This is a genomic window from Andreesenia angusta (genome assembly GCF_001855385.1).
Taxonomy (GTDB): domain Bacteria; phylum Bacillota; class Clostridia; order Tissierellales; family Gottschalkiaceae; genus Andreesenia; species Andreesenia angusta.
In genome coordinates, this window is the sequence record NZ_MKIE01000007.1 from 1 (window position 1) to 22,820 (window position 22,820).

General features: G+C 43.1%; 21 protein-coding genes and 1 rRNA gene. All 22 read right to left on the reverse strand.

Annotation, left to right across the window (positions count from 1 at the left end):
* Window positions 1-116 (reverse strand): 16S ribosomal RNA (locus EUAN_RS08570); the annotation flags it as partial.
* Window positions 117-408: 292 nt separating this feature from the next.
* Window positions 409-906, reverse strand: a complete 498-nt coding sequence (locus tag EUAN_RS08575; RefSeq protein ID WP_071063711.1) for a hypothetical protein — start codon at window positions 904-906, stop codon at window positions 409-411.
* Window positions 907-908: 2 nt separating this feature from the next.
* On the reverse strand, window positions 909-1,379 hold the full coding sequence (locus tag EUAN_RS08580; RefSeq protein ID WP_071063713.1) for a YtxH domain-containing protein: 471 nt from the start codon (window positions 1,377-1,379) through the stop codon (window positions 909-911).
* A gap of 46 nt (window positions 1,380-1,425) precedes the next feature.
* Window positions 1,426-2,652 carry a glycosyltransferase family 4 protein gene (locus EUAN_RS08585; protein WP_071063897.1) on the reverse strand — a complete coding sequence of 409 codons (1,227 nt, stop codon included), beginning with the start codon at window positions 2,650-2,652 and terminating at the stop codon, window positions 1,426-1,428.
* A 93-nt stretch (window positions 2,653-2,745) separates the two neighbouring features.
* A complete protein-coding gene (lysS, locus tag EUAN_RS08590) occupies window positions 2,746-4,254 on the reverse strand; it encodes a lysine--tRNA ligase (RefSeq protein WP_071063715.1) in 1,509 nt (502 codons plus the stop codon).
* 17 nt (window positions 4,255-4,271) lie between these two features.
* On the reverse strand, window positions 4,272-4,748 hold the full coding sequence (greA, locus tag EUAN_RS08595) for a transcription elongation factor GreA (protein ID WP_071063717.1): 477 nt from the start codon (window positions 4,746-4,748) through the stop codon (window positions 4,272-4,274).
* A gap of 118 nt (window positions 4,749-4,866) precedes the next feature.
* Window positions 4,867-5,844: a tRNA dihydrouridine synthase DusB gene (gene dusB / locus EUAN_RS08600; RefSeq protein WP_071063720.1), complete on the reverse strand. Its 978-nt coding sequence runs from the start codon at window positions 5,842-5,844 to the stop codon at window positions 4,867-4,869.
* 20 nt (window positions 5,845-5,864) lie between these two features.
* On the reverse strand, window positions 5,865-6,641 hold the full coding sequence (locus EUAN_RS08605) for a type III pantothenate kinase (protein WP_425388418.1): 777 nt from the start codon (window positions 6,639-6,641) through the stop codon (window positions 5,865-5,867).
* A 60-nt stretch (window positions 6,642-6,701) separates the two neighbouring features.
* A complete protein-coding gene (locus EUAN_RS08610; RefSeq protein WP_071063725.1) occupies window positions 6,702-7,685 on the reverse strand; it encodes a biotin--[acetyl-CoA-carboxylase] ligase in 984 nt (327 codons plus the stop codon).
* 65 nt (window positions 7,686-7,750) lie between these two features.
* A complete protein-coding gene (gene ftsH / locus EUAN_RS08615) occupies window positions 7,751-9,715 on the reverse strand; it encodes an ATP-dependent zinc metalloprotease FtsH (RefSeq protein WP_071063727.1) in 1,965 nt (654 codons plus the stop codon).
* Window positions 9,716-9,762: 47 nt separating this feature from the next.
* A complete protein-coding gene (gene hpt / locus EUAN_RS08620; RefSeq protein WP_071063729.1) occupies window positions 9,763-10,302 on the reverse strand; it encodes a hypoxanthine phosphoribosyltransferase in 540 nt (179 codons plus the stop codon).
* A gap of 28 nt (window positions 10,303-10,330) precedes the next feature.
* Complete coding sequence (tilS, locus tag EUAN_RS08625; protein WP_245674474.1) at window positions 10,331-11,722, reverse strand: tRNA lysidine(34) synthetase TilS; 1,392 nt, start codon at window positions 11,720-11,722, stop codon at window positions 10,331-10,333.
* Between the two features lie 61 nt (window positions 11,723-11,783).
* A complete protein-coding gene (locus EUAN_RS08630) occupies window positions 11,784-12,197 on the reverse strand; it encodes a S1 RNA-binding domain-containing protein (RefSeq protein ID WP_071063731.1) in 414 nt (137 codons plus the stop codon).
* Window positions 12,198-12,285: 88 nt separating this feature from the next.
* Window positions 12,286-12,594 (reverse strand): FtsB family cell division protein, encoded by a 309-nt coding sequence (locus EUAN_RS08635; protein WP_071063733.1) that lies wholly within the window; start codon window positions 12,592-12,594, stop codon window positions 12,286-12,288.
* A gap of 68 nt (window positions 12,595-12,662) precedes the next feature.
* Complete coding sequence (locus tag EUAN_RS08640) at window positions 12,663-12,902, reverse strand: RNA-binding S4 domain-containing protein (RefSeq protein WP_071063735.1); 240 nt, start codon at window positions 12,900-12,902, stop codon at window positions 12,663-12,665.
* Window positions 12,903-12,967: 65 nt separating this feature from the next.
* The gene (locus EUAN_RS08645) at window positions 12,968-13,246 is read right to left on the reverse strand and encodes an HU family DNA-binding protein (protein WP_071063737.1); all 279 of its coding nucleotides are present in this window, start codon (window positions 13,244-13,246) and stop codon (window positions 12,968-12,970) included.
* A 173-nt stretch (window positions 13,247-13,419) separates the two neighbouring features.
* Window positions 13,420-14,880: a bifunctional methyltransferase/pyrophosphohydrolase YabN gene (gene yabN, locus EUAN_RS08650; RefSeq protein ID WP_071063739.1), complete on the reverse strand. Its 1,461-nt coding sequence runs from the start codon at window positions 14,878-14,880 to the stop codon at window positions 13,420-13,422.
* Window positions 14,881-14,897: 17 nt separating this feature from the next.
* On the reverse strand, window positions 14,898-16,505 hold the full coding sequence (locus EUAN_RS08655) for a putative polysaccharide biosynthesis protein (protein WP_071063741.1): 1,608 nt from the start codon (window positions 16,503-16,505) through the stop codon (window positions 14,898-14,900).
* A 63-nt stretch (window positions 16,506-16,568) separates the two neighbouring features.
* Window positions 16,569-17,660, reverse strand: coding sequence for a peptidylprolyl isomerase (locus tag EUAN_RS08660; protein ID WP_071063743.1), 1,092 nt, complete (start codon window positions 17,658-17,660; stop codon window positions 16,569-16,571).
* A 52-nt stretch (window positions 17,661-17,712) separates the two neighbouring features.
* Window positions 17,713-21,231, reverse strand: coding sequence for a transcription-repair coupling factor (gene mfd, locus EUAN_RS08665; protein ID WP_071063745.1), 3,519 nt, complete (start codon window positions 21,229-21,231; stop codon window positions 17,713-17,715).
* A 51-nt stretch (window positions 21,232-21,282) separates the two neighbouring features.
* A complete protein-coding gene (gene pth, locus EUAN_RS08670; protein WP_071063747.1) occupies window positions 21,283-21,843 on the reverse strand; it encodes an aminoacyl-tRNA hydrolase in 561 nt (186 codons plus the stop codon).
* Window positions 21,844-21,862: 19 nt separating this feature from the next.
* On the reverse strand, window positions 21,863-22,810 hold the full coding sequence (locus EUAN_RS08675; protein WP_071063749.1) for a ribose-phosphate diphosphokinase: 948 nt from the start codon (window positions 22,808-22,810) through the stop codon (window positions 21,863-21,865).
* Window positions 22,811-22,820 lie beyond the last annotated feature (10 nt).

Consider the following 22,820-nt stretch of genomic DNA (forward strand, 5'->3'; position numbering starts at 1 on the left):
GCCGCTAGATCATTCGAATTCCGACCGAAGTTTTCCTTCGAGTTCTCTCGCTCGACTTGCATGTGTTAAGCACGCCGCCAGCGTTCATCCTGAGCCAGGATCAAACTCTCATTTAAAAAGTTTATCTTGGTCAGTCTTGCTGACTGTTTTTTCAGTTTTTTTGGATGTCTGATCATCCGTTAATTTGATCTCCCTTGCGGGCGATCTTAAGGAATTAACTTGCTTTTTACTGTTCAACTTTCAAAGTTCATCGCAGCCGGCGTTTGTTCCTCGCTGACTACTTTATATACTTTACCATAATCAAAACTATCCGTCAATGGCTTTTTGAAATTATATTTATATAAAATTAAAAAAGCACACCCTCTCTTTATTCAAGCCTTCTCACAAAGACTCCAGGTGTGCTTTTTTCTACTTTTTCTTGCCTATATACTCTTTTATCGTCTTAAATATCTCTGACCCTATCTCAATGTACTTAGATATATTGTCTATGCTTCCTTTAACAGAAGTCGCTGTTTCCTCCACAGTGTCCTTTAAAACCCCAACAGCTTCGCCGACATCTTCTGCTCCTTTGCTGACTGTCTTGGTTATCTTATTTACACTTGAAGTTATGTCACTGGCGTCTTCAGTTATATAGTTCACATTTCTGGTTATCCCAGATATATCTGGACTTATCTCCTCTAAAGTCTCCTTAAAGTCGGATGTTATCTCGTTTACATTAGCTGTAATCAGTGGAATATCCGATATAGTCTTGTCTATAGAATCCTTATTTTCAGATAAGACAGCGCTAATATCTTTTGTGATTTTCGCCAAGTTCTTGAATAGCAATACAAGATAGACGCCTACGCCTATCCCAAGCAAGTAAAGTATAAACTTTAAAAGTTCACTTATTTTTATAGTTCCATCCATCTCTACTTGTTACCCATCTTCTTGTTTTGGTTTTTAGAGTCCTTTTGATCTACCTCTTCTAGCTTCTTTTCAGCTTCTTCAAGCCCTTCTTCTGCTTTTTCCTTGGCGTCACTCTTTATCTCCTCTACCTCTTCAGCTATCTCTTCTTTTTTCTCTTTTAAGTCCTCTTTCAATTCATTTTTCTTTTCCTTCAGTTCCTCTTTCTTTTGCTCTATAGTCTCTTTAGCTTTGTCAGCAACTTCTTTGGCTTTTTCTACAGACTCCTTAACTCCTTTTTTCACAGTTTCAGAAGTATCTTTAGCTTTCTTGGCTATCTCTTCCCTGTTTTCCTTGCCCGATTTTGGCGAGAACAGAAGACCTATCGCCGCTCCTATAGCTGTTCCTATCGCAGTTCCAGTGGCTACATTCTTGGCCTTTTTCTTGTTTTCCTCTTTTCTCTTTTTCTCCTGCATTTTTTTAACTAATTTAAACATAGTTATACCCCCTCGATTTATTTTTCTTTTACCTATATACCCATCTTTATTGTCTAAATTCAAGACTTTTCATTTTTTTATCCAATTTTCTTGCTATGCCATTCCAAGCTTTTTCCAGTATAAGCGGGTACAGTTCTGTAAATTTCTCTCTATCCTTAATCCTGTCTAGCCTAGAAATTTGCCTTTCAATCGCCATCCTAATACCTTCCTCAAACTCTTCAAGCCCATCTTCTACAGGTTCATCTACGTTCTTGAGTTTAGGAAGCTGTACGTACTCTATAAGTCCACTGTCGTTTAAAGCTTCTCCCAGGTACTCATGTATTCCATTTAACCTGCTTACTACCACTCTAAGCCCTGAAGCCAATGCCTCTACAGTAACTAGAGACAGACCTTCATAGAATGATGGAAGCACAAATAAATCGGAGTCTCTGAACAGGTCAGCCAGTTCATCTTGAGACACCTGCCCCTTGAGTGTCAGTTTTTTTTCACACTTTCTTATCTCTGCCATGACCCTTTCGCCTTCCTCGCCTTCTGCATTTCCGACTAGAATAAGCTCCAAATCATCCTCTAGCTTTTCGTAGGCTTTCAAAAGAGAGCTTACCCCTTTTGAGTAGCTGAGCTTACCAACGTATACAGCCTTTACCCTGTCTTTTTTAAGTGTGCTCTCAAGATTTGCGAGGTGAAATTTTTCAGAGTCGAACCCTCCTCCTATCACTTCAATTTTTTCTCTATCTATTCCATACAGCTCTGATATATCCTGCTTTTGTTCACTGCTGAGAGCATAAACCCAGTCAAGTTTTCTACAATTTTTCACTATGTAATCCCTGTACTTGCAACCCTTCTTAAGCTGCCTTATATCTGTCCCATGGCAAAATGCAATTACAGGTATGTCTTTAATCAGCTCTGCCACTAAACCAGTCATGGCCCAAAGGTGATGCGTCACCACTACATCTGGTTTGTAATCCTCTACTGATTCCAGGATTTTTTCTTTGAAACTCTGCTTCCAAACTTCCATCATATCCTCTGTCATATCACAGTACTTCACGCTTTTATATGGCATAGTATCACTCATGCCAGGAATGTTGAATGGAATTTCATCTGTCCCGAACTCTAGCACATACTCTCTTTCAACTCCTATGCCACCTAGGTCGAACTTGTCTCCTGAGTTCACAGCATAGAGTGCACTTTGAATATAGTTTAGTTTAGACAATTCTTTTATCACAGACCTGAAATACACACCACTTCCTGTTCTCTCTGGATACTGCGATATCATATGTAGTACTCTAACATTCAAATTAAATCTCTCCCCTTTAAACAGAAATACAAGGGAGACAGCTAGGTCTCCCTTGTATTTTAATTCTCTTTTCTATTCTTCTGTCTCGCTTTCCTCTAGCTTGTTCTCACCTATAGGCTTCATAGTAGGGAACAGTATTACGTCCCTTATAGACGGCTGATTCGTAAGTATCATTATAAGCCTGTCGATTCCTATTCCAAGACCACCTGTAGGCGGAAGACCTACCTCTAGAGCCCTTATAAAGTCCTTGTCCATCATATGGGCTTCATCGTTTCCAGACTCTCTCTCTTCTATCTGCTTTTCGAACCTTCCCTTTTGATCTATTGGATCGTTAAGCTCAGAGAAAGCATTGGCTATCTCCCAGCAGTTTACGAAAGCTTCGAATCTATTTGTTATTCTAGGGTCGTCTGCATTTCTCTTTGCAAGCGGCGAAACCTCTACAGGGTGATGAAGTATGAAAGTAGGCTGGTCTAAATGCGCCTCTCCAAACTCTTCAAACAGCTCGTTTATTATATGACCTCTAGTCATGCCATCTGTCACTTCTATTCCCTTCTCTTTGGCAACAGCTTTGGCCTCTTCGTCAGTCTCTATCTGGCTGAAGTCGACTCCTGCGTATTCCCTAACAGCGTCTTCCATAGACAGCCTTCTCCAAGGTGGAGTCAGATCTATGTCCTTGCCCTGGTAGTTTATCTTAGTAGTCCCTAACACTTTTTCAGCAACGTATGCAACTAGCTTCTCAGTTATATCCATCATATCGTTGTAGTCAGCATAAGCTTGGTAAAGCTCTATTGCCGTGTACTCTGGATTGTGCTTTATGGACATTCCCTCATTTCTAAACATCCTGCCCATTTCATATACCTTGTCAAATCCACCTACGATAAGCCTCTTCAAGTAAAGCTCGTTCGCTATTCTAAGGTACATGTCAAGGTCAAGTGTATTGTGGTGAGTCACGAAAGGTCTAGCAGTCGCTCCTCCAGCAAGTGTGCTCAGTATAGGTGTCTCAACCTCAAGAAAGTCTCTGTCGTCTAAAAACTCTCTTATGGCCTTTATTATCTTAGATCTCAATATAAAGCTCTCTTTGACTTCAGGGTTCATTATGAGATCCACATGTCTTTGACGGTATCTAAGGTCCTGGTCCTTGAGTCCGTGGAATTTTTCAGGCAGTATCTGAAGCGACTTGGAAAGCAGCTTTATTTCGCTTACCTTTATAGACACTTCGCCCATCTTTGTCTTGAATACTTCTCCAACTACACCTACGATATCCCCTATGTCGTAGGTTTTGAAGTGTTCATAGTCCTCTTCGCCTACATTGTCCACTTTTACAAATAGCTGAATTCTGCCTTTGCTGTCCTGTATATCGGCAAAACTTGCCTTTCCATGCCCTCTCTTGGACATTATTCTTCCAGCAAGCGAAACCTCTTTGCCTTCGAACTGCTCGTAGTTATCGGCTATTTCGTCGCTTTTATTTGATACATCGTATGTCTCTTCCTTGAATGGGTCTTTCCCCATTTGCTTGAGATCTTCTAGCTTCTGCCTTCTGAGCAGGAGCATTTCATTTAAATTGTTTTCTTCTACAGACATCCACTCGCCTCCCTGTGCTATTTATTTATAGAAAGAACTTCGTACTTCGCTATTCCATCTGGAACTTGCACTGGAACTATATCTCCTACTTTTTTCCCCAAGAGAGCAGTTCCGACTGGAGATTCGTTTGATATCTTTCCTTCGCAAGGATCTGCCTCAGCCGATCCAACTATTGCATATGCTATAACTTCATCGTAGTCTAAGTCCTTTATCTCTACTTTCGATCCTACACTCACTATATCTGAAGATATGTCGTCGTCGTCAATGACTGTAGCGTTCCTAAGCAACGACTCCAGCTTCAGTATCCTCTCTTCAAGCCAAGCTTGTTCGTTCTTGGCTTCATCGTACTCCGAGTTTTCACTTATGTCTCCGAAGTCCAATGCTTGCTTTATTCTCTCTGCAACTTCTCTTCTTCTGACCGTTTTCAGTTCTTCTAGCTCAGCTTCTATCTTCTTTAGCCCTTCACTGGTTAAGAGCGTCTCTTTTTCCGCCATTTACATCCACCTCTAATTTTTATTTTATTCTATTGAATCTGCGAAATCTCTCTGTAAATATATACTCGCTGTTTCCCTTTTGCGGGGCTCAGATGAAGAATATTATAGTTTAGTAGCTCTACATTGTCAAGTTGAGCTGATTTCTGTAGTTGCACAGAATATCGTATATATCTTCTTTTGACCTTGTCTTGTTTATTTTGTCCTTTATTTCAGCCGATCCCCTCAGCCCCTTGAGATACCATGCTACATGCTTTCTTATCTCTCTTGTAGCCAGAACCTCTCCTTTGTTCTCTATCAGAAGCTCAAAATGCTTTACCGACATGTCTATTTTCTCATCCGGCAAAGGCTCTCTGTAGTTGCCACTCGCTAGAAGCTCATTCCCCATCTTAAATATCCAAGGGTTGCCTCTAGCACCTCTGCCTATCATAACTCCGTCGCAGCCTGTGTATTCAATCATCTTGCTGATGTCCTCAGGCTTGAATATATCTCCGTTTCCGATTACAGGAATAGAGACACTTTGCTTTACCTCTCTTATTATATCCCAGTCAGCAACTCCAGAGTAAAACTCCTCTCTGGTCCTTCCATGTATTGTTAAGGCCGATGCCCCCTCTGCTTCTATGGCCTTCGCCACTTCAACTGCATTTATGCTCTCATCGTCCCAGCCTTTTCTTATCTTTATAGTTACAGGCTTGTCTGAGGCCCTCACAGCTGTTTTTACGATTTCTGAAACCCGCTTTAAATCTTTCATAAGGGCGCTGCCGTAGCCGTTCTTCACTATCTTGGGTGCAGGGCATCCCATGTTTATGTCCAGTATCTCAAAGCTGTCATTTCTATTCAGTTTTTCCTCTATAACTTTTTTAAAGACCACTGGGTCCGCTCCAAAGATCTGAAGCGCTGTAGGCCTCTCATCTCTGTCTATAGTCATAAGCTCTTCCGTCTTATCGTCGTCATAGTAAAGACCGTTTATGCTGACCATCTCCGTAAAGAGAAGCCCTACACCCATTTGCTTGCATATGACCCTGAAGCTTCGATCTGTAACGCCCGCCATGGGGGCTAGAAAGATATTGTTTTCAAGCTCTAAATTCGCTATCTTCATATTCTCTCAGACACTCTCCTCTATTTGTTTCTCTCATATATAATCCTAAGGCCCTCTAGTGTAAGCTGGCCGTCCACTTTCGTTATGGTCCTAGACTCTGAAGCTATTAACTTAGAAAGCCCCCCTGTAGCCACAACTTCCACCACTTCAGAGTCCATCTCTCTCTTCATTCCATCCACAATGGCGTCCACCATCCCGGCGTACCCGTATATTATGCCCGACTGCATGCTGGAGACTGTATTCCTGTTTATGACAGTCTTAGGCTTTACAAGCTCTACTTTGGGCAGTTTTGAAGCTTTGTTGAACAGAGCCTCTGTAGATATATTTATCCCCGGAGATATAGCTCCTCCTAGATACTCCCCCTGCTCCGAAATTGCACAGAATGTCGTGGCAGTGCCGAAGTCTACTATTATAAGGGCCCCCCCGTACTTCTCATATCCAGCTATGGCATTTACTATCCTGTCCGCTCCAACTTCTTTAGGGTTTTCGTACTTTATATTCAGTCCAGTCTTGATCCCTGGCCCTACAACTATAGGCTCTCTGCCAAAGTAGTTTTTGCTCATCTTCTCTAAAGCGTGCATTATGGTAGGTACTACCGAAGATATTATGACTGACTTTATAGACCTCTTGTCTATGCCCTCGTATTCAAAAAACTGACTTACCAGAATACCGTATTCGTCGTATGTCTTGTTCTTGTCTGTGGATATCCTCCAGCTCTTTATCAGCACTTCCTTAGAGTATATTCCCAAAACTATATTGGTATTTCCCACGTCTATAACCAGTATCAAATATTTCACCTTCTCTTTTATTTTTCCTATACATTTTATCAGCTTTATTTGTTCTATACAACCACACTTCTAAACGTAGCCATGAATTCCCCTTATAGATACCTCTCCTGAAAACACAGACTCCCGATTTCCATCTCCGTCTTCAACCACAAGTTCTCCGTCTTCGTTTATATCCACAGCTTTTCTCAGCATCTCACTCTTTCTGGATATGACCCTGACTTCTTTCCCAAGTAGAATGGAGTTGGCCTTGCATATCTCTATAGAGACCGATATGCTTCCCCGCTCTAAAAAGTCACTGTAGAGTTTTTCAAAGTTGTTGAGCACTGCTGAAGCTATCTTCTTTCTTTCAAACTCTTTTTTCTCCTCTAATTTCAGAGAGCTAGCCTTGTTCGCTATTTCCTCCGGAAAATCCTCTATGCCGTTATTTACATTTATCCCAATCCCCAGTGTTATATACTCCACTCTCATAAGCTCCCCAGTCATCTCTGTAAGTATGCCTGCAACTTTTTTCTCTTTGAGGATTATGTCGTTTGGCCACTTTATCTTCGCATCCACACCTGACTCTTTAAGACCTTTCACCACAGCAGCAGCGGCTACCTGAGTTATCTTAGGGGCGTCTTGGGGATATATATCAGGCTTTAGCAGTATACTCATGTATATGCCAGCTCCTTTTCTAGAAGTCCAGTTTCTCCCGAGCCTCCCTTTTCCGACACTCTGCTCCTCAGATATGACTACAAGCCCCTCTCTACTTCTATCTGCTCTTCTTTTGATTTCTTCATTTGTGGAGTCCACTGTATCTAAGTAAACTATCTCTCGGCCTATAAACTCAGTGCTCAAGAGAGGCCCTATCTCCTCTCTATCTAGCTTGTCAGGCGCAGACTTTAGCTTGTATCCCTTTCTGGATATGGACTCTATTTCATAGCCTTCTTCCTTAAGCTGGTTTATATGCTTCCAGATCGAAGTCCTAGACACTCCCAGGCTTTCGCTGAGTTCTTGTCCCGATACAAATTCCCCTTCAGCATTTTTTAAAAATCTCAGTATTTCAGATTTCAAATCCACCACTCCCTGTATAAAGCACAAAAGTACCCCTAAAACCTGGGATACTTTTGTGCTTAACTCTATTGTTTATCTCTGTCTGTATCTAGATCTTCCCGATCTATATTCAGCTTAGCTGTCTCTTCAAAGGATATCTCTTCATTTATATCTTCTTTAACTTCTTCTATTTCTTCTACTTCTTCTTTGACTTCCTCTTTGTAGTCTTCCATCGGAGGAAGCTCTTCGCCAGTGAACACCATCTCAAATTCCTTGGCATTCAGTGTTTCTCGCTCTAGAAGAGCCTTCGCTATTTCATGAAGCTTGTCTAGGTTTTCACTCAAAAGCTTTTCTGCTCTTTCGTAAGCTTCGTCCACTATAGTCCTCATCTCTTTGTCTATTGCGGCAGCTATGTCCTCGCTGTAGTCTCTCGCTCTAGCTAGGTCTTTGCCTATAAAGACTTCCTGGTCGTCAGATCCGTAAGTCATAGAGCCTAGGTTGTCGCTCATACCATAGCTTGTAACCATATTTCTTGCAATCTTCGTAACCCTGCTCAGGTCGTTTTGTGCGCCTGTGCTTATATCTCCAAGCACCAGCTTTTCAGCAAGCCTTCCTCCAAGCAGAATAACTATTTCATTCTCCATCTCAGACTTTATGCTGTAGTACCTTTCCTCTGTAGGAAGATTCATAGTGAACCCTCCAGCCCTTCCCCTAGGTATTATAGTTACCATGTGGACAGGATCGGCTTCAGGAATAAGTCTAGAGAGAAGGGCGTGTCCAGCCTCATGATATGCAGTCAGTTTTCTCTCTTTTTCACTTACAACTCTGCTCTTCTTCTCTGGCCCTGCTATTACCTTAGTCGAAGCCTCTTCTATAAGCCTCATAGGTATAGTCTTCAGGTTTTCTCTAGCAGAAAGCAGTGCCGCTTCATTTACTAGATTTTCCAAATCAGCAGGGGTAAATCCTGGAGTCCTTCTGGCCACCACTTTAAGGTCAACATCTCTGTCTAGTGGCTTTTTCTTTGTATGAATCTTAAGTATCTCTTCTCTTCCTCTTATATCTGGAGCTCCTACATATACCTGTCTGTCGAACCTTCCAGGTCTTAAAAGTGCAGGGTCTAATATGTCCGGCCTGTTTGTGGCGGCTATCATTATTATACCTTCGTTTTCTCCAAACCCATCCATCTCAACTAGAAGCTGGTTTAGAGTCTGCTCTCTTTCGTCGTGCCCTCCGCCAAGTCCTGCACCTCTTCTTCTACCTACAGCGTCTATCTCGTCTATAAACACTATACAAGGAGAGTTTTTCTTGGCCTGCTCAAACAAGTCCCTTACACGCGAAGCTCCAACCCCTACGAACATCTCCACAAAGTCTGAACCACTTATGCTGAAAAACGGAACTCCTGCCTCTCCAGCAACTGCCTTTGTGATATAGGTCTTACCTGTTCCAGGAGGACCCACCATGAGTACTCCTTTAGGGATTCTGGCTCCTAGGTCATTGTATTTTTTAGGGTTTTTCAAAAAATCCACTATCTCTTTAAGTTCTTCTTTCTCTTCGTCAAGTCCTGCTACGTCAGCAAAAGTGACTTTGCTTTCGTTTTCTTTCAACATCTTGGCCTTGCTCTTTCCGAAAGACATCACTTTACTTCCGCCACCTTGAGACTGCTGCATAAATACAAACCAGAATACCACAAATACCAATACGATAAATATGGTAGGCAGCATAGTTATAAACCAAGAGGTCTCAGGCTCAGCCTCACCTACAAGCTCTATCTTCTCTTCTTGAACAAGAGTCTTTAGATACTCTTGATAGAAGATGTCAGGACTGACAGGGAGCATCATGGAAAATGTATTTCCATCTTTCAGTTCACCCTTTGCCGTTCCGTCTTTAACTAAAGTTATGGTCTTTAAATTGTCTTGTTCTATTTGATTTACTAGCTGTACGTATCCTATCTGCTTTGGCTCTTCAAAGTCTTTGCTAAAAAGTGTGACCAAAATCAGCAGAGCCAAAAATATAACCAGGTAGGCGCTAATTCCTCTAAAAAATTTCTTCAACTATAGTCCTCCCCTCTTTAAAGCGATTTTCTTTTGAATCTTATGTTTTATTTGTTGTAAGTCTCTTCCTTGAGCACCGCAACTTCAGGGTAGTTTCTATATTTTTCAGCATAGTCTATCCCGTAGCCAACCACGAACTCGTCTGGAATGTCAAATCCCTTGTATTTTATCTCTACCTGTACTTTTCTTCTCTCAGGCTTGTCTAGAAGTGTACATATCTTTACACTGCTAGCCCCTCTTGACTTTAGGTTGTTTACAAGATAGCTAAGAGTAAGTCCTGTGTCTATTATGTCTTCCACTATGAGTATGTCTTTTCCCTCTATTTCAAGGTCTAAGTCCTTAAGTATCTTTACTACTCCTGAAGATACAGTTGAATGTCCGTAGCTTGAAACTGCCATAAAGTCCACTTCAAGAGGTATTTCTATGCTTCTAGCCAGGTCTCCTAAAAACATAAACGCACCTTTAAGCACTCCTACAAGCACAAGCTCTTTTCCTCTATAGTCCTCAGTTATCTGCGCTCCAATCGCTTTCACTCTCTGCTCTAGCTCTTCTTTCGTTACAAGTGTAGTCTTTATATCGTTCTTCATCTTTAATCCTCCCTTTTGATTTAACTTCTTAGCTTTTCAGATATTCCAGCACCAAAACTCTCTTGGTATTCGCTGTGACTCTTGCTTTTTCAGTGGATCTATATCCCACTATCCAAGCTATTTCTCCGTCGATCTCAATCAGCGGAGTCAACTCCCTGTCATCCTGTGGAACTTTCTCGTCTATGAAATAGTCTTTGAGCTTCTTCCTACCATTCATACCCAAAAATTTCACTTTGTCACCAGGCAATCTATTTCTTATGAAAATGTCTCCTGAGATTTGGTCATAGTCAAAACAAGAGCTGCAAGTCTCTTTCGCCTCTCCCTCAAACGAGCCTATCTCTACGACTTCAGATTTGAGAGTAGCACCTAGCTCTTTAAGCTTCAAACTTTCACCGACTTCTACCTTATAATTATATCTTATTACAGATCTTTTTTCACTTTTTTCTATAGATAATTCCCCGTAAGTCATCTTCGCCTTTATGCCCTTAAGCAGGTCTATGCTCTTCCCCGTCTTTGACATATCTGAAAACTCTGTCAAAATCCTGAGGTGTTTTTCCTCTAGCCCCTCTATGTCCCCTGTAAGCTTGAGCACAGCTATCCTCGCCACCCTGTATCTTATCGCAGGGTCAAGCGCTTTAAACTTGTCGTTGTCGAGAGTGACTGCGTCATTTTTTTCACGTACTAAAGTAATTCCGTACTCTCGTTCTGCCAGCTTATGCAGAAAGTCGGAGTCTCTTCTGGCCAACTCCGACATTCGACAGAGAGCGTCTGTGATTTTGGAGTTGAAGTTGTCTTCAATGTACGGAATAAGCTCTAGCCTTACCTTGTTTCTGGAGTATATATTTTCGAAGTTTGTCCTGTCAACTCTGGGCTCTAGACCATGATCTTCACAGTATTTCTCTATTTCAGATCTCGTCACGTCAAGCAGCGGTCTGACCACGTCACCGTTTACAAAGTCCATGCCTTTGAGTCCGTCTATTCCCGTCCCCCTCATAACTCTCATTATGACAGTTTCGGCCTGATCGTTCTTATTGTGTGCCACAGCTATCTTCCCTGTCTTGAGTTCGGTTTTGAGTATCTCTCTGAAGAAAGAGTACCTTATCTCTCTTCCAGCCTCTTCAGACGACAGATTCCTCTCTTTAGCGTAGCGGTTCATATCAGCCTTTTTCACATAGAAGGGGAGTCCGTAAACTTCAGCTAGCTTTCTTACATACTCTTCGTCTCCATCAGCTTCTTCCCCTCTCACTCCATGGTTTACATGGGCAATGTGAAGCTTGTATTTTTTGTATTTTGCAATCTCTTTAAGTACATGGAGCAACACAATAGAGTCATGCCCCCCCGAAACCCCTATAAGTACATTCTCGCCTTCTTCAAAAAGCCTGTGGCTTTCTATATTGTCCATTACGGCTTTAATCAACATATCTATCCCTCTGCTCAACTGGATTTGCAAATTAAAAAAACTGGGTCAACCCCAGTTATATTTACGCTTTACGGCTTTTTTGGGAAAGCCCCTTCCTTGAATCTTTTCTCTTAAGTTGGTCTTGCTTCTCTCCACTGTCTTTCAAGAACTTGTTAAGCTTGTCTTCAAAAGACAATCCCTTGACTTTATCATCTGTCTTAGTCCAGTCGATTTCAGCTGGTTTCTTTACAGTAGACTTCTTAGGCTCTGCCTGTCTTATAGATAAGCTGACTTTGCCTTCGTCATTTATAGATATTACTTTAACTTTTACCTTTTGATCTTTTTTAAGATAATCACTCACTTTGCTAACATAGTCATGTGAAATCTCAGAGATATGAACTAAACCTGTTTTTCCTTCCGGCAGCTGAATGAATGCTCCAAAATTAGTTATTCCTGTTACAACACCTTCAACTACACTACCTACTAGAACGGGCATAAATTAAATACTCCTCCTTTAAATTATCTCAATTAACAACTTTCTTAAGTATATATTATTACTATAATTATGTCAATCCAAAAGCGCTCTATTCTTTGTCTGGCCTATTATCGACGCTTGAAGCATTTGCGTCTTCGTATATTATTTCATTAGGCCTCACCATGTTCAACTCGTCTCTGGCTATTTCCTCTATATACTGTATATCTTCTTTGTTCTCTATCTTTTCCTCTATCTCTTTCGACTCAGCCTCCAAGTGCTTAAGCTGCTCTTGCTTTTCTACTCTGCTTTTTTCAAGTTCTTTTATTGCGAACTCCTGCTGTACCAGTGAAAAAGCTACATAGATACTGAAACAAGCGAGTGCAATTTTCCTTATCTTCTTCCAATCGAGCCTTTTCAAACTATCTCCCCCTGATTTTTGACTTATAGAAAACAGTATACCCTCTTTTTGCCGTTTCATTCAACGTTCTATATATTTTTATATAGGCTTTCAGCCTTGTCCTTCGGAACATGCTCTAGTATCTCAAGCACCTCTATGTTCATCTCGTTGTTTCCAAAAGTTATCTTTACCCTGTCTCCAACCCCAACCTCTGTCCCAGGCTTGGCCGCTCTGTCGTTTACAAGCACTCTCCCCTGATCACACGCTTCTTTCGCCACCGTTCTTCTCTTTATAATTCTGGCGTTTTTAAGAAACTTATCTATTCTCATAAATATCACTCCTCATGCTCAAGATATAATAAAAAACCAGGCCACTAGACCTGGTCTCAAACATACTACTTATTAACTGCTTCCTTTAGAGACTTTCCTGCTTTGAAAACAGGTGCCTTTGAAGCTGGTATTTGTATTACTTGCTCAGGATCTCTTGGGTTTCTTCCCTCTCTAGCTTTTCTCTCTCTAACTTCGAAAGTTCCGAATCCTACTAGTTGGATTTTGTCTCCTTCTATAAGGGCTTCCTCCACTGTCTGCATGAATGCGTTTAGCGCATTTTCTGCATCCTTCTTTGTCAATTCACTCTTTTCTGCTATGCTAGCAACTAATTCAGCTTTATTCACAATAAAACCTCCCTATTCTCTAATTAACTTTATATTTCATCCAAAGACACTCAAAACACTTGCCTTCAGACAATATATTATTTTATTTTGAAATCCCGGTACATAATCAGTTTATTCTTTATCAAGCCTTAAGTCAAGAAAATCTCTCACTTATTTGGCTTAAATTGAACATTTTATTCTCCTGATTTGACTTCTTCCCAGATTTCATCCAGCTCGTCCAAGCCCATATCTTCCATCTTTCTCCCCGATTTCAGAACTTCATCTTCGACCTTTGAAAACCTGTCAATGAACTTGTCGACCGACTTGTATAGCGCTCTTTCTGGGTCTACATCTAGAAATCTGCTGAGGTTTACCACAGAGAAAAGTATATCTCCAAGCTCTCCGTCTATATTCTCTCCATTCGAGTCTATCTCCTGGATAAGCTCCTCTACTTCTTCCCTGAGCTTTTCTACAGCTCCGCCTCTGTCGTCCCAGTCGAATCCGCATTTTGAAGCTCGCTTCTGTACTTTCTCACTTCTGATAAGTGCCGGCAGCACCTTCGGAACGCTTCTCAGCCTCTCCTGATGGCTCTCCTGCTCTTTTTCAGAAGCCTTGATGTCGTCCCAGACACGCTTGACCTCGGAATCTGTCTCGGCCACACCGTCCCCGAATACATGAGGGTGCCTGTTGACCATCTTTTCCGAAATGCCTCTTATCACATCCCAGATGTTGAAGTAGCCTTCTTCTCTGCCTATCTGGCTGTGAAAAACAACCTGAAGCAACACATCTCCAAGCTCTTCAACTATTCCATCTATGTCATCTTCCTCTATGGCCTCTACAAGCTCATAGGCTTCCTCTATAACGTACTTCTTAAGCGACTCATTCGTCTGCTTTATATCCCAAGGGCATCCGTCTTCTCCTCTAAGCGTTTCCATTATCTTCAGAAGATCGTTGAAGTCGTAAACCCGCTTGTCCTCTGTCTGGACCTTCGGTATATAGATGCTGGTCAAATAGTCTATCCAGCCTAGCCTGTCTAGCTCGTACACTGGAACTTTGATCTTCTTCTCTTCTCCCGGAACACCGGCCGCCTTTATTATGTAGACTTCGTACTCATCTCCGTAAATCTCGGAAAGCTCAAGCTTCAGCTCTGACGCCTTAGTCTGATTATAAACCTGAGTCACGAGATTGTCTACACTTATATCTACTTTTTGATTTTTCAGGTCCAGCCCATCTATTATCTTAAGCCCCTCTACAGGGTCAGACTGCATAGAGAGTATTACCGGCTCGATAAAGCTAAGTCCTTCTACTATTTCAAGCTCTACTCTCTCCTCTTTCTCTGCACCTAGCAGCAGTTCTACAGTTTTTTCAGCTATAAGAGGGTGTCCTGGAACACAGTAGTTTATTGTTCCGTACTTGTCGGACTGCTCTATAAGGTCTTCCACTATAGAGCTGTATACGTCCTCGAACTCCTCTTTGCTGTCATAGACTTTATCGTAAGTCTCATATTCTATTTCTTCCCTCTTCAGATATGAGACTGTTGGGTGCTTTTCGGTCCTTAGATACGTCTTTCTCTTCTCTCTTAAGTTTTTAGCCGCTCCAAGCGTAAGAGCATCTTCAGCTCCTGGCCCTAGTCCTATAACTACTATCTTGTTCAAAGTATCCCCTCCAAAGCTTATTTTACAAGTTTCAATTTTTTAAGCATCTTAAACAGCTTATCTCCCTTAGGGAACATGTCGAAATCAGACTCCGCAACTGCCCCTGATTTCAAAAGCAGAATCACGTAGGAAGCTCCACCTGCCGCTATAGATACAAGAGTGGCCAGCTTGCTGCCAAGCATCCCCTCGGATGCATAGAACGCCCCGTAGGCTACAACGCCCATTACAATCGAAGCCATAAGCGGCTTAAGCACAGTGTTCTTCACTTCTATATTGGAACCTGTAAGCCTTATAACAGCTGCATAGTTGAGCACCGCAGCCACCATATATGTTATAACTGTACTTGCAGCCGCCCCTTTTATGTTTAGAGCCGGTATGCCTGTAAGCACATAAGTCAGCACTATCTTCACAAGAAGCCCTATCACAAGGTTTCTGACTGGCACCATGGGCTTTCCAAGCCCCTGAAGAATAGCTGTCAAAGACTGTATAAGCGTCAAAAACACAAGGCTTATGGCAAGCACCTGTAGAACTGCGCCTGAGCCTAGCTGTTCCTCTAGCGTGTTTCCATAGTAGAGCAGTTGCATTATAGGCGTCGCCAGCACAAAAATTCCTATAGCCGAAGGCAGTCCGAAAAGCAGAGTCATCCTTATTCCAGACTTGGTCGCCTTTCGCATCTCATCTTCTTTCCCTCTCGCCATCGCCTCCGATATAGCCGGAACCAAACTCATTGCAAGGGCAGTCGAGATGACCTGAGGAAGGTTTATAAGCGTCTGTGCATTTCCCGTAAGCTGTCCAAACATCTCAGAGGCCTGCTTTGCCGTATACCCTATGTCCTGAAGCCTTCTCATTATGAGGAATGTGTCCACATTGTTTATGACAGGCACTATCGATGCCCCTATAGTGATAGGTATAGCTATCTTCATTATGTTTTTAGCTATTACACTTACCTCTTCTTTTTCATAGACCTTGCTGCTTTCTATTTCAGATTTCCTGCCTCTTCGTTCCCTTGCATATGCGAACATTATGACAGCCATACCAGCAAGCGCTCCTATAGTTCCTCCAAAAGAAGCTCCACCTGCCGCCTGAGGCAGTCCTTGCTTCAGCAGTATATATGCCAGTGGCAGTCCAGCTGAAACCCTGAAGAGCTGCTCTACTGTCTGAGAAACCGCTATAGGCAGCATCTGCTGTTTCCCCTGGAAGTATCCCTTGAACGAGGAAAGTATAGGCACTAGAAATAGAGCAGGCACCAGCGCCATAAGCGCGTAGTATCCGCCTTCGTTCCCCACCAGCTTGACTATAGGCCTTGCAAACAGCGCTATGAAAAGTGATGTGACAACGCCGGCTATCAAGAAGCCTATAAAGGATATCTTGAATATCCTGCTTGCGCCGTAGTAGTCCTCTACTGCTCGTTTCTCAGATATAAGCTTGGATATCGCCGTAGGAAATCCAGATGTGGATATGGCAAGCAGCAACGTGTAGAGCGGATATGCCGTCTGATAGTATCCTAGCCCTTCTGTCCCCATTAAATTCGAGAGCGGTATTCTGTAGAAAGCCCCTAGTACCTTGGTTATCATGCCAGCTATTCCAAGTATGGCCGCTCCCTTTAAAAAACTGTTTTTACTCATCTTTTTCCCTCCTGATAAGGATGTTCAACTCAAATAGAGCCTGCCCGTTAGGCAAGCTCTATTCTACTCTTCTGTTTTAGTCTCTGTCTTCGAGCCGTCTTCTGCTGGCTTTTCTTCTGATTTTTTCTCTTCACCATCTGCCCCATCTTTAGCTTCTACACTGTCTTTAGTTTCCTCTTTTTTCAGGAGGATCTCTATCTTGGCTTTTTCTTTAAGCTCGTTTGCATATTCGTTGTACTTCTGGTCCTTTATGGCATTCTCTATGTCGCTCTTCAAAGACTCTATCGTGTCTTTCTTGTCTACTAGCTTTATTATATGGTATCCGTATTGAGTCTTTACAGGTTCGCTTATCTCTCCCACTTTCATAGAGAAAGCCGCTTCCTCAAACTCTGGCACCATCTGGCCTTTTCCGAAGTACCCAAGGTCTCCTTTACGTTCAGCGGCGCCTGGCTCTGTAGACTGGTCTACATAGTCTTCAAACTTCTTGCCGCTCTTTATGGCCTCAGATATCTCTGTAGCCTTAGCCTTAGCCTCTTCTTCTACTTTAGCTATCTCTTCCTCTGTAGCCCCTTCTTTAGCCTCAGCCCCTATCAGTATATGGCTAGCCTTGACCTGCGAAAGATAGTCTTTGTTCTGCTCGTAGTAGTCCTTCACCTCTGCTTCAGAGACTTTCATCTCTTTTTTCACCTGCTCTGCATGAGATTCTAGCATAAGATTTTCTTCAAGCATTTTTTCAAAGTCTTTTTGCTCTATCTTGTTTTCCTCTAAAAACTTCTTGTAGCCTTCTTCTCCGCCGTACTGCTCTTTAAATTCTTTTAAAGACTTTTCCAGCTCATCTTTTGACACCTTTATATCTCTTTTTTCAGCGTCCTGCACAAGCACTTCATTGAATATCAGATTGTCCATAACTTGCTCTGAAAGCATCTTCTCTAAAGTCATTCCCTCTCCCATTTCCTGAGAAAGCGACTCTTCCCCGTACTGTGAAACATAAGGTGACTTCACCATTTCAAACACTTGGTTGTATTCAGCCATTGTTACACCTTCGCCATTTACCTTGGCCGCAAGCTCCCCTTCTGAGCAAGCTGTCAAAAACATAGAGCCCACTAACACTGTAGACACCATGATGGCTGATTTCTTTCTTATATTAAAAAACACCTAATCATCTCCTTTAATTTTTAGCTTTAGACTATTTTATAATAAAAAAAGCCTAATTACTACTCAATTTAGTTACAATTGCCTCTATTTCTTTCAGCACTTCTGTCTGGGATTTAGACTCTAGCTTGTATTTGATGCTTGGACTAGATGTAGTGTCGAACTCGACTCTCGGGCCGTACTCTCCAACTAGAGACTCTATAAACTCTCTCTTCATGTCCAATATATCTCCAAATCCCAGCTTGACTCTGTCGCCGGACTGCTCTACGCTGAGTATCCTATGGCTCCTGGCCATAGCCTTTATATAAGATATCCTTATGAGATTCTGCACCTGCTTTGGAATATCCCCATATCTGTCTGTAAGCTCATCCATTAGTTCGTCCATCTCCGCCTTGCTCTCTATTACAGATATGCGCTTGTAGGCTTCTATCTTTTGCTCTTCGTTTGATATGTACCTGTCCGGTATATATCCGTCTACGTCTATCTCTATAGATGTCTCCACAGGCTCTTCTGTCTTGATCTGTCCTTTAAGGCGCTTGACTGCGGAGTCTAGATATTTCACGTAGAGATCGTATCCTATAGAGGCCATCTGCCCATGCTGCTCGGCTCCTAGCAGGTTTCCAGCTCCCCTTATTTCCAGGTCTCTCATGGCTATTTTAAAGCCTGATCCGAATTCAGTGAACTCCTTTATGGACTTAAGCCTTTTCTCCGCAACTTCGCTAAGCGACTTGTCCTTGTCGTACATAAAGTAGGCGTAGGCCATCCTGCTGGACCTTCCCACACGCCCCCGCAGCTGATAGAGCTGGGAAAGTCCCATCTTGTCTGCATCGTTTATTATTATGGTGTTCACATTTGGTATGTCGAGCCCTGTCTCTATTATAGTGGTACAGATAAGCACATCGTACTCTCGCTCTAGGAATTCAGACATGACCCTCTCTAGATTCCGCTCTCCCATCTGCCCATGGGCAACACCTATGTTGACTTCCGGTATCAGCTTCTTTATCTTGGCCGCAAATATATCTATGGACCTCACCTTGTTGTAGAGGATGTAGACCTGACCGCCCCTTGCCACTTCCTTCATGACAGCGTCTCTTATTATACTCTCATTACGCTCTAGGACATAAGTCTGGACCGGAAGCCTCTCTTCAGGAGGCTCTTCTATCACGGACATGTCCCTTATGCCTGTAAGCGACATATGGAGCGTCCTGGGGATTGGAGTAGCCGTAAGGGTCAACACATCCACCGACTCTTTTATCTGCTTTAAAGCTTCTTTCTGCTTCACTCCAAACCTCTGCTCCTCATCTATTATCAGAAGACCTAGGTCTTTAAACACCACTTGCTTGGAAAGTATCCTGTGGGTGCCTATGAGTATGTCTATATTTCCGCATTTAAGGTCGTTCATTATCTTTCGCTGCTGCATCGGAGTCTTGAATCTGCTAAGGCTCTCAACCTTTATCGGGTACTCTGAAAACCGCTCTGAGATATTGGTGTAGTGCTGCTGTGCAAGTATGGTGGTTGGAACTAGAAACACGACCTGCTTGCCGTCCATAGCCGCCTTGAACATCGCCCTTATGGCGACCTCTGTTTTGCCATACCCTACGTCTCCACAGAGCAGCCTGTCCATCGGCTTTTCTCTCTCCATGTCCTGCTTTATCTCCTCTATGGATTTAAGCTGGTCGTCTGTCTCTTGGTGTGGAAACGCGTCTTCAAACTGCTTTTGCCAAGGCGTGTCTTCCGAGAAAGCGTACCCCTTGATTGTCTCTCTTGTGGCGTATAGCTTTATGAGATCCTTGGCCATGTCCTCTATGGCCTTTTTCACCTTCGCCTTAGTCTTCTGCCAGTCAGAGCTTCCAAGCTTGTTGACTTTAGGGCTTGCGCTGTCAGAGCCTATATACTTCTGGATCAAGTTCATCTGATCAATGGGGATGTAGAGTATGTCGTCGCCGGAGTAGTTTATTATCATATAGTCTTTTTTCACGCCCTGCACGTTCAGCTGCTTTATCCCGGTATACCTTCCTATACCGTGAGCTTCGTGAACCACATAGTCACCTGTCTTGAGGTCTGTGAAGGACTCTATCTTGGCCGCATCTTTCCGCTTGAGCTTTTTCTTTTTCTTGCGCTCTTTTTTAAATATCTCCCCGTAGCCTATAAAGACCCAGTTGCAGTCAGAGTACTCAAACCCTGCGGCAATTTTCCAAGGAATCACACCGATCTGCCCTGCTTCTAGCTCTATCTCTGGATTTTCAGTGTATACAACCTCCAGGCCGTACTCTCTTATGTCCTGCTCAAGCCTTCTTCCGTTTAGCTCGTCTCCCGAAAAAATCAGAACTCTGCTATTTCTTCCCTTGTAGTACTTCAGATCGTCTACAAACAGATCCAGTTTCCCCATGTAGTTAGGGATGCTCTTTGTGTTTATATTTACGGCTGCCGAAGACCTAAAGAGCGAGCTTTTCTTGGCTATGTCGCTTGAAAGCAGCATCTGCCTTTCCTGGAGCTTCTGGATCACTTCTTTTTTAGAGTAGTATATCTTTTCGTGTGAAGAAGTGGCTTCCCCTAGCTCCTCTAGCTCGGCTATCTTTGACTTGTAGCTTAGCTCCAACTCCTCTATGGACTCCGCCACCCTCGACGGCTCATCTACCAGGACTATAGAGTCCTCTTTCAAGTAGTCAAGTAGCGAACCCAAACTCTCCTTTACATAGGGGATCAAGAAATCCATATTCTTTACAGCTACACCCTCTTTGAGCTTCTCTATCTGAGAGGCATATTTAGCCTCCAGCTTTTCAAGCACTTCCTTCAAGTCCTTGCTCTCGCCGAGCTTTTCAGCTGTCTTTTTCAAATCACTTTCCATAGCCCTGATCAGAGGCTCTACGTTCTTCCAGTCAATCACTATCTCTTTCGAGGCGTATATCTCCACAGACTGCAGATTTCCCACAGACCTCTGGGTCTTAGCGTCAAAGCTCCTTATAGAGTCGACCTCATCTCCGAAGAACTCAATCCTGTACGGGTCTTCCGCCCCCACAGAGAACACGTCGAGTATGCCTCCGCGCAGGCTGAACTGACCTCTTGCTTCAACTATCTCGACTCTCTCATACCCCAGATTTGCAAGTCTTGAGACTATCTCCTCTAGGCTGTAGCTTTCTCCGTACTCTATTTTCAGCTTGAGATTCAAAAAGTCTCCTTTTGAAACAACCCTGTCAAATACGCTCTCTATAGAAGCCACTGTTATTATGTCTTCTCCGTTGTAGAGCCTTGAAATTATCCTGCACCTTTCGTCAGAGACTTCATGGCTGTATGCATCTATGTCGTAGAGCATCAGCTCTCGCTTTGGATAAAGCTCTGTATTCTCTCTGTCGTAGAGCATAATTGAATCGTAGAGCTTTCTAGCCCTGTATTCGTCTTTGGCCAGTATCAGTATCTGTTTTCCTTCGTCTGCGCTTAGTGTATAAGCTATGTTGGCCAAGCTCTCAGGTGAGACTCCCACTATGGAAATCGCACGGCAGCCTGAATTCATGCTCGCCAGAATATCTCTGTACTGGCTCGACTGCCTTAATCCTCTTGTTACAACTCTGTCCAATCCGATTCCCCCAATACCGACAAGCCCAGGACAGCTGTCCTGGGCTTGTGTTTATCTATTGTACTTGTTCATGGCCACGTCAATTCCCTCTGCTATAAGGCATTCTATCGAGTCTGCGGCCTTTTTAACCAATTCATCTATTACAGGTCTCTCGTCTGGCTTGAACCTACCCAACACAAACTCGGCCAGGTCTTCTCCTGGTTCAGCTTTTCCGACGCCTATCTTCACTCTGGGAAATCCGTCGTTCCCCAAAAGCCCTATTATGGACTTCATGCCGTTGTGACTGCCGGCACTTCCCTTCTGCCTTATCCTGAGGCTTCCAAACTTTATGTCTATGTCGTCTTGTACCACCACTATATTCTCAGCTGGAACTTTGTAGAACTGGGCTATCTCCAGCACAGCTTCTCCGCTCTTGTTCATATACGTCTGAGGCTTTAAAAGCACCACTTTTTCTCCGCCTAGCTTTATCTCGTTGTAAAGCGACTTGTACTTTATCTTGTTGAGATTTGCGCCGTGTCTTTCAGCCATATAGTCTAGCACGTCAAACCCCACATTGTGCCTAGTTCCGCTGTACTTGCTGCCCGGGTTTCCAAGACCCACTACTATATACAATCTGCTCTCCCTCGCCCTTTTAGTCGAAGAGTATGCTTACAGACTCGTGCTCGTATATTCTCTTTATGGCCTGCGCAAATATAGGTGCAACTGAAACTACTTCTATCTTGTCTATTTTCTTCTCTTCACTTAGAGGTATGGTGTCTGTAACTACAAGCTTCTCTATGACCGAGTTCTCTATTCTCTCTATTGCCGGTCCAGAAAGCACTGCATGGCTACAGCATGCGTACACTCTCTTAGCTCCAAACTCCTTGAGCACCTCTGCAGCTTTAGTCATAGAGCCCGCTGTGTCTATTATGTCGTCCACAAGGATCACGTCTTTGCCCTCTATTTCTCCTATTACGTTCATTACCTCCGAAACGTTGGCCTTAGGCCTTCTTTTCTCTATTATAGCTATTGGAAGATCTAATATGTTTGCAAAATTTCTAACCCTCTGAACTCCACCTAAGTCAGGTGAAACTATTACAGTGTCTTTTCCTAGTTTTTCTCTGAAGTACTCAGCTAGTATAGGCCCTCCTAGCAGATGATCTACCGGTATGTCGAAGTACCCTTGAAGCTGTGCCGCGTGAAGGTCCATACTTATAACTCTGTCTGCTCCAGCAACCGTTATAAGGTCTGCCACCATCTTAGAAGTTATCGGCTCTCTGGCTTTCGCCTTTCTGTCCTGTCTAGCATATCCGTAGTAAGGGATTACTGCGTTTATCCTTCCTGCCGACGCTCTCTTTAGGGCGTCTATTATTATAAGAAGCTCCATAAGGTTGTCGTTTGCCGGCGGACAAGTAGGCTGTATCACAAATACGTCTGCTCCTCTTACGGTCTCGTTCAAGCTAACCGTTGTCTCTCCGTCGCTGAATTTCCCAGCTGTGCTGTCTCCAAGTGGCATATCTAGCTCTTTACAGATTGCATCTGCCAAGTCCTTGTTGGCATTCCCTGAAAAAATCTTGATTTTTAATCCTCCAATGTTCATCGTATACCTC

What these genes read in the sequence shown, in the direction of transcription:
- EUAN_RS08575 (WP_071063711.1), bottom strand. Translation starts at nt 906, where the DNA reads ATGGATGGAACTATAAAAATAAGTGAACTTTTAAAGTTTATACTTTAC.
- dusB (WP_071063720.1), bottom strand. Translation starts at nt 5,844, where the DNA reads ATGAAGATAGCGAATTTAGAGCTTGAAAACAATATCTTTCTAGCCCCC.
- lysS (WP_071063715.1), bottom strand. Translation starts at nt 4,254, where the DNA reads ATGTCTGTAGAAGAAAACAATTTAAATGAAATGCTCCTGCTCAGAAGG.
- EUAN_RS08640 (WP_071063735.1), bottom strand. Translation starts at nt 12,902, where the DNA reads ATGAGAATAGATAAGTTTCTTAAAAACGCCAGAATTATAAAGAGAAGA.
- EUAN_RS08585 (WP_071063897.1), bottom strand. Translation starts at nt 2,652, where the DNA reads ATGATATCGCAGTATCCAGAGAGAACAGGAAGTGGTGTGTATTTCAGG.
- tilS (WP_245674474.1), bottom strand. Translation starts at nt 11,722, where the DNA reads ATGTTGATTAAAGCCGTAATGGACAATATAGAAAGCCACAGGCTTTTT.
- EUAN_RS08580 (WP_071063713.1), bottom strand. Translation starts at nt 1,379, where the DNA reads ATGTTTAAATTAGTTAAAAAAATGCAGGAGAAAAAGAGAAAAGAGGAA.
- hpt (WP_071063729.1), bottom strand. Translation starts at nt 10,302, where the DNA reads ATGAAGAACGATATAAAGACTACACTTGTAACGAAAGAAGAGCTAGAG.
- EUAN_RS08675 (WP_071063749.1), bottom strand. Translation starts at nt 22,810, where the DNA reads ATGAACATTGGAGGATTAAAAATCAAGATTTTTTCAGGGAATGCCAAC.
- greA (WP_071063717.1), bottom strand. Translation starts at nt 4,748, where the DNA reads ATGGCGGAAAAAGAGACGCTCTTAACCAGTGAAGGGCTAAAGAAGATA.
- EUAN_RS08630 (WP_071063731.1), bottom strand. Translation starts at nt 12,197, where the DNA reads ATGCCCGTTCTAGTAGGTAGTGTAGTTGAAGGTGTTGTAACAGGAATA.
- EUAN_RS08655 (WP_071063741.1), bottom strand. Translation starts at nt 16,505, where the DNA reads ATGAGTAAAAACAGTTTTTTAAAGGGAGCGGCCATACTTGGAATAGCT.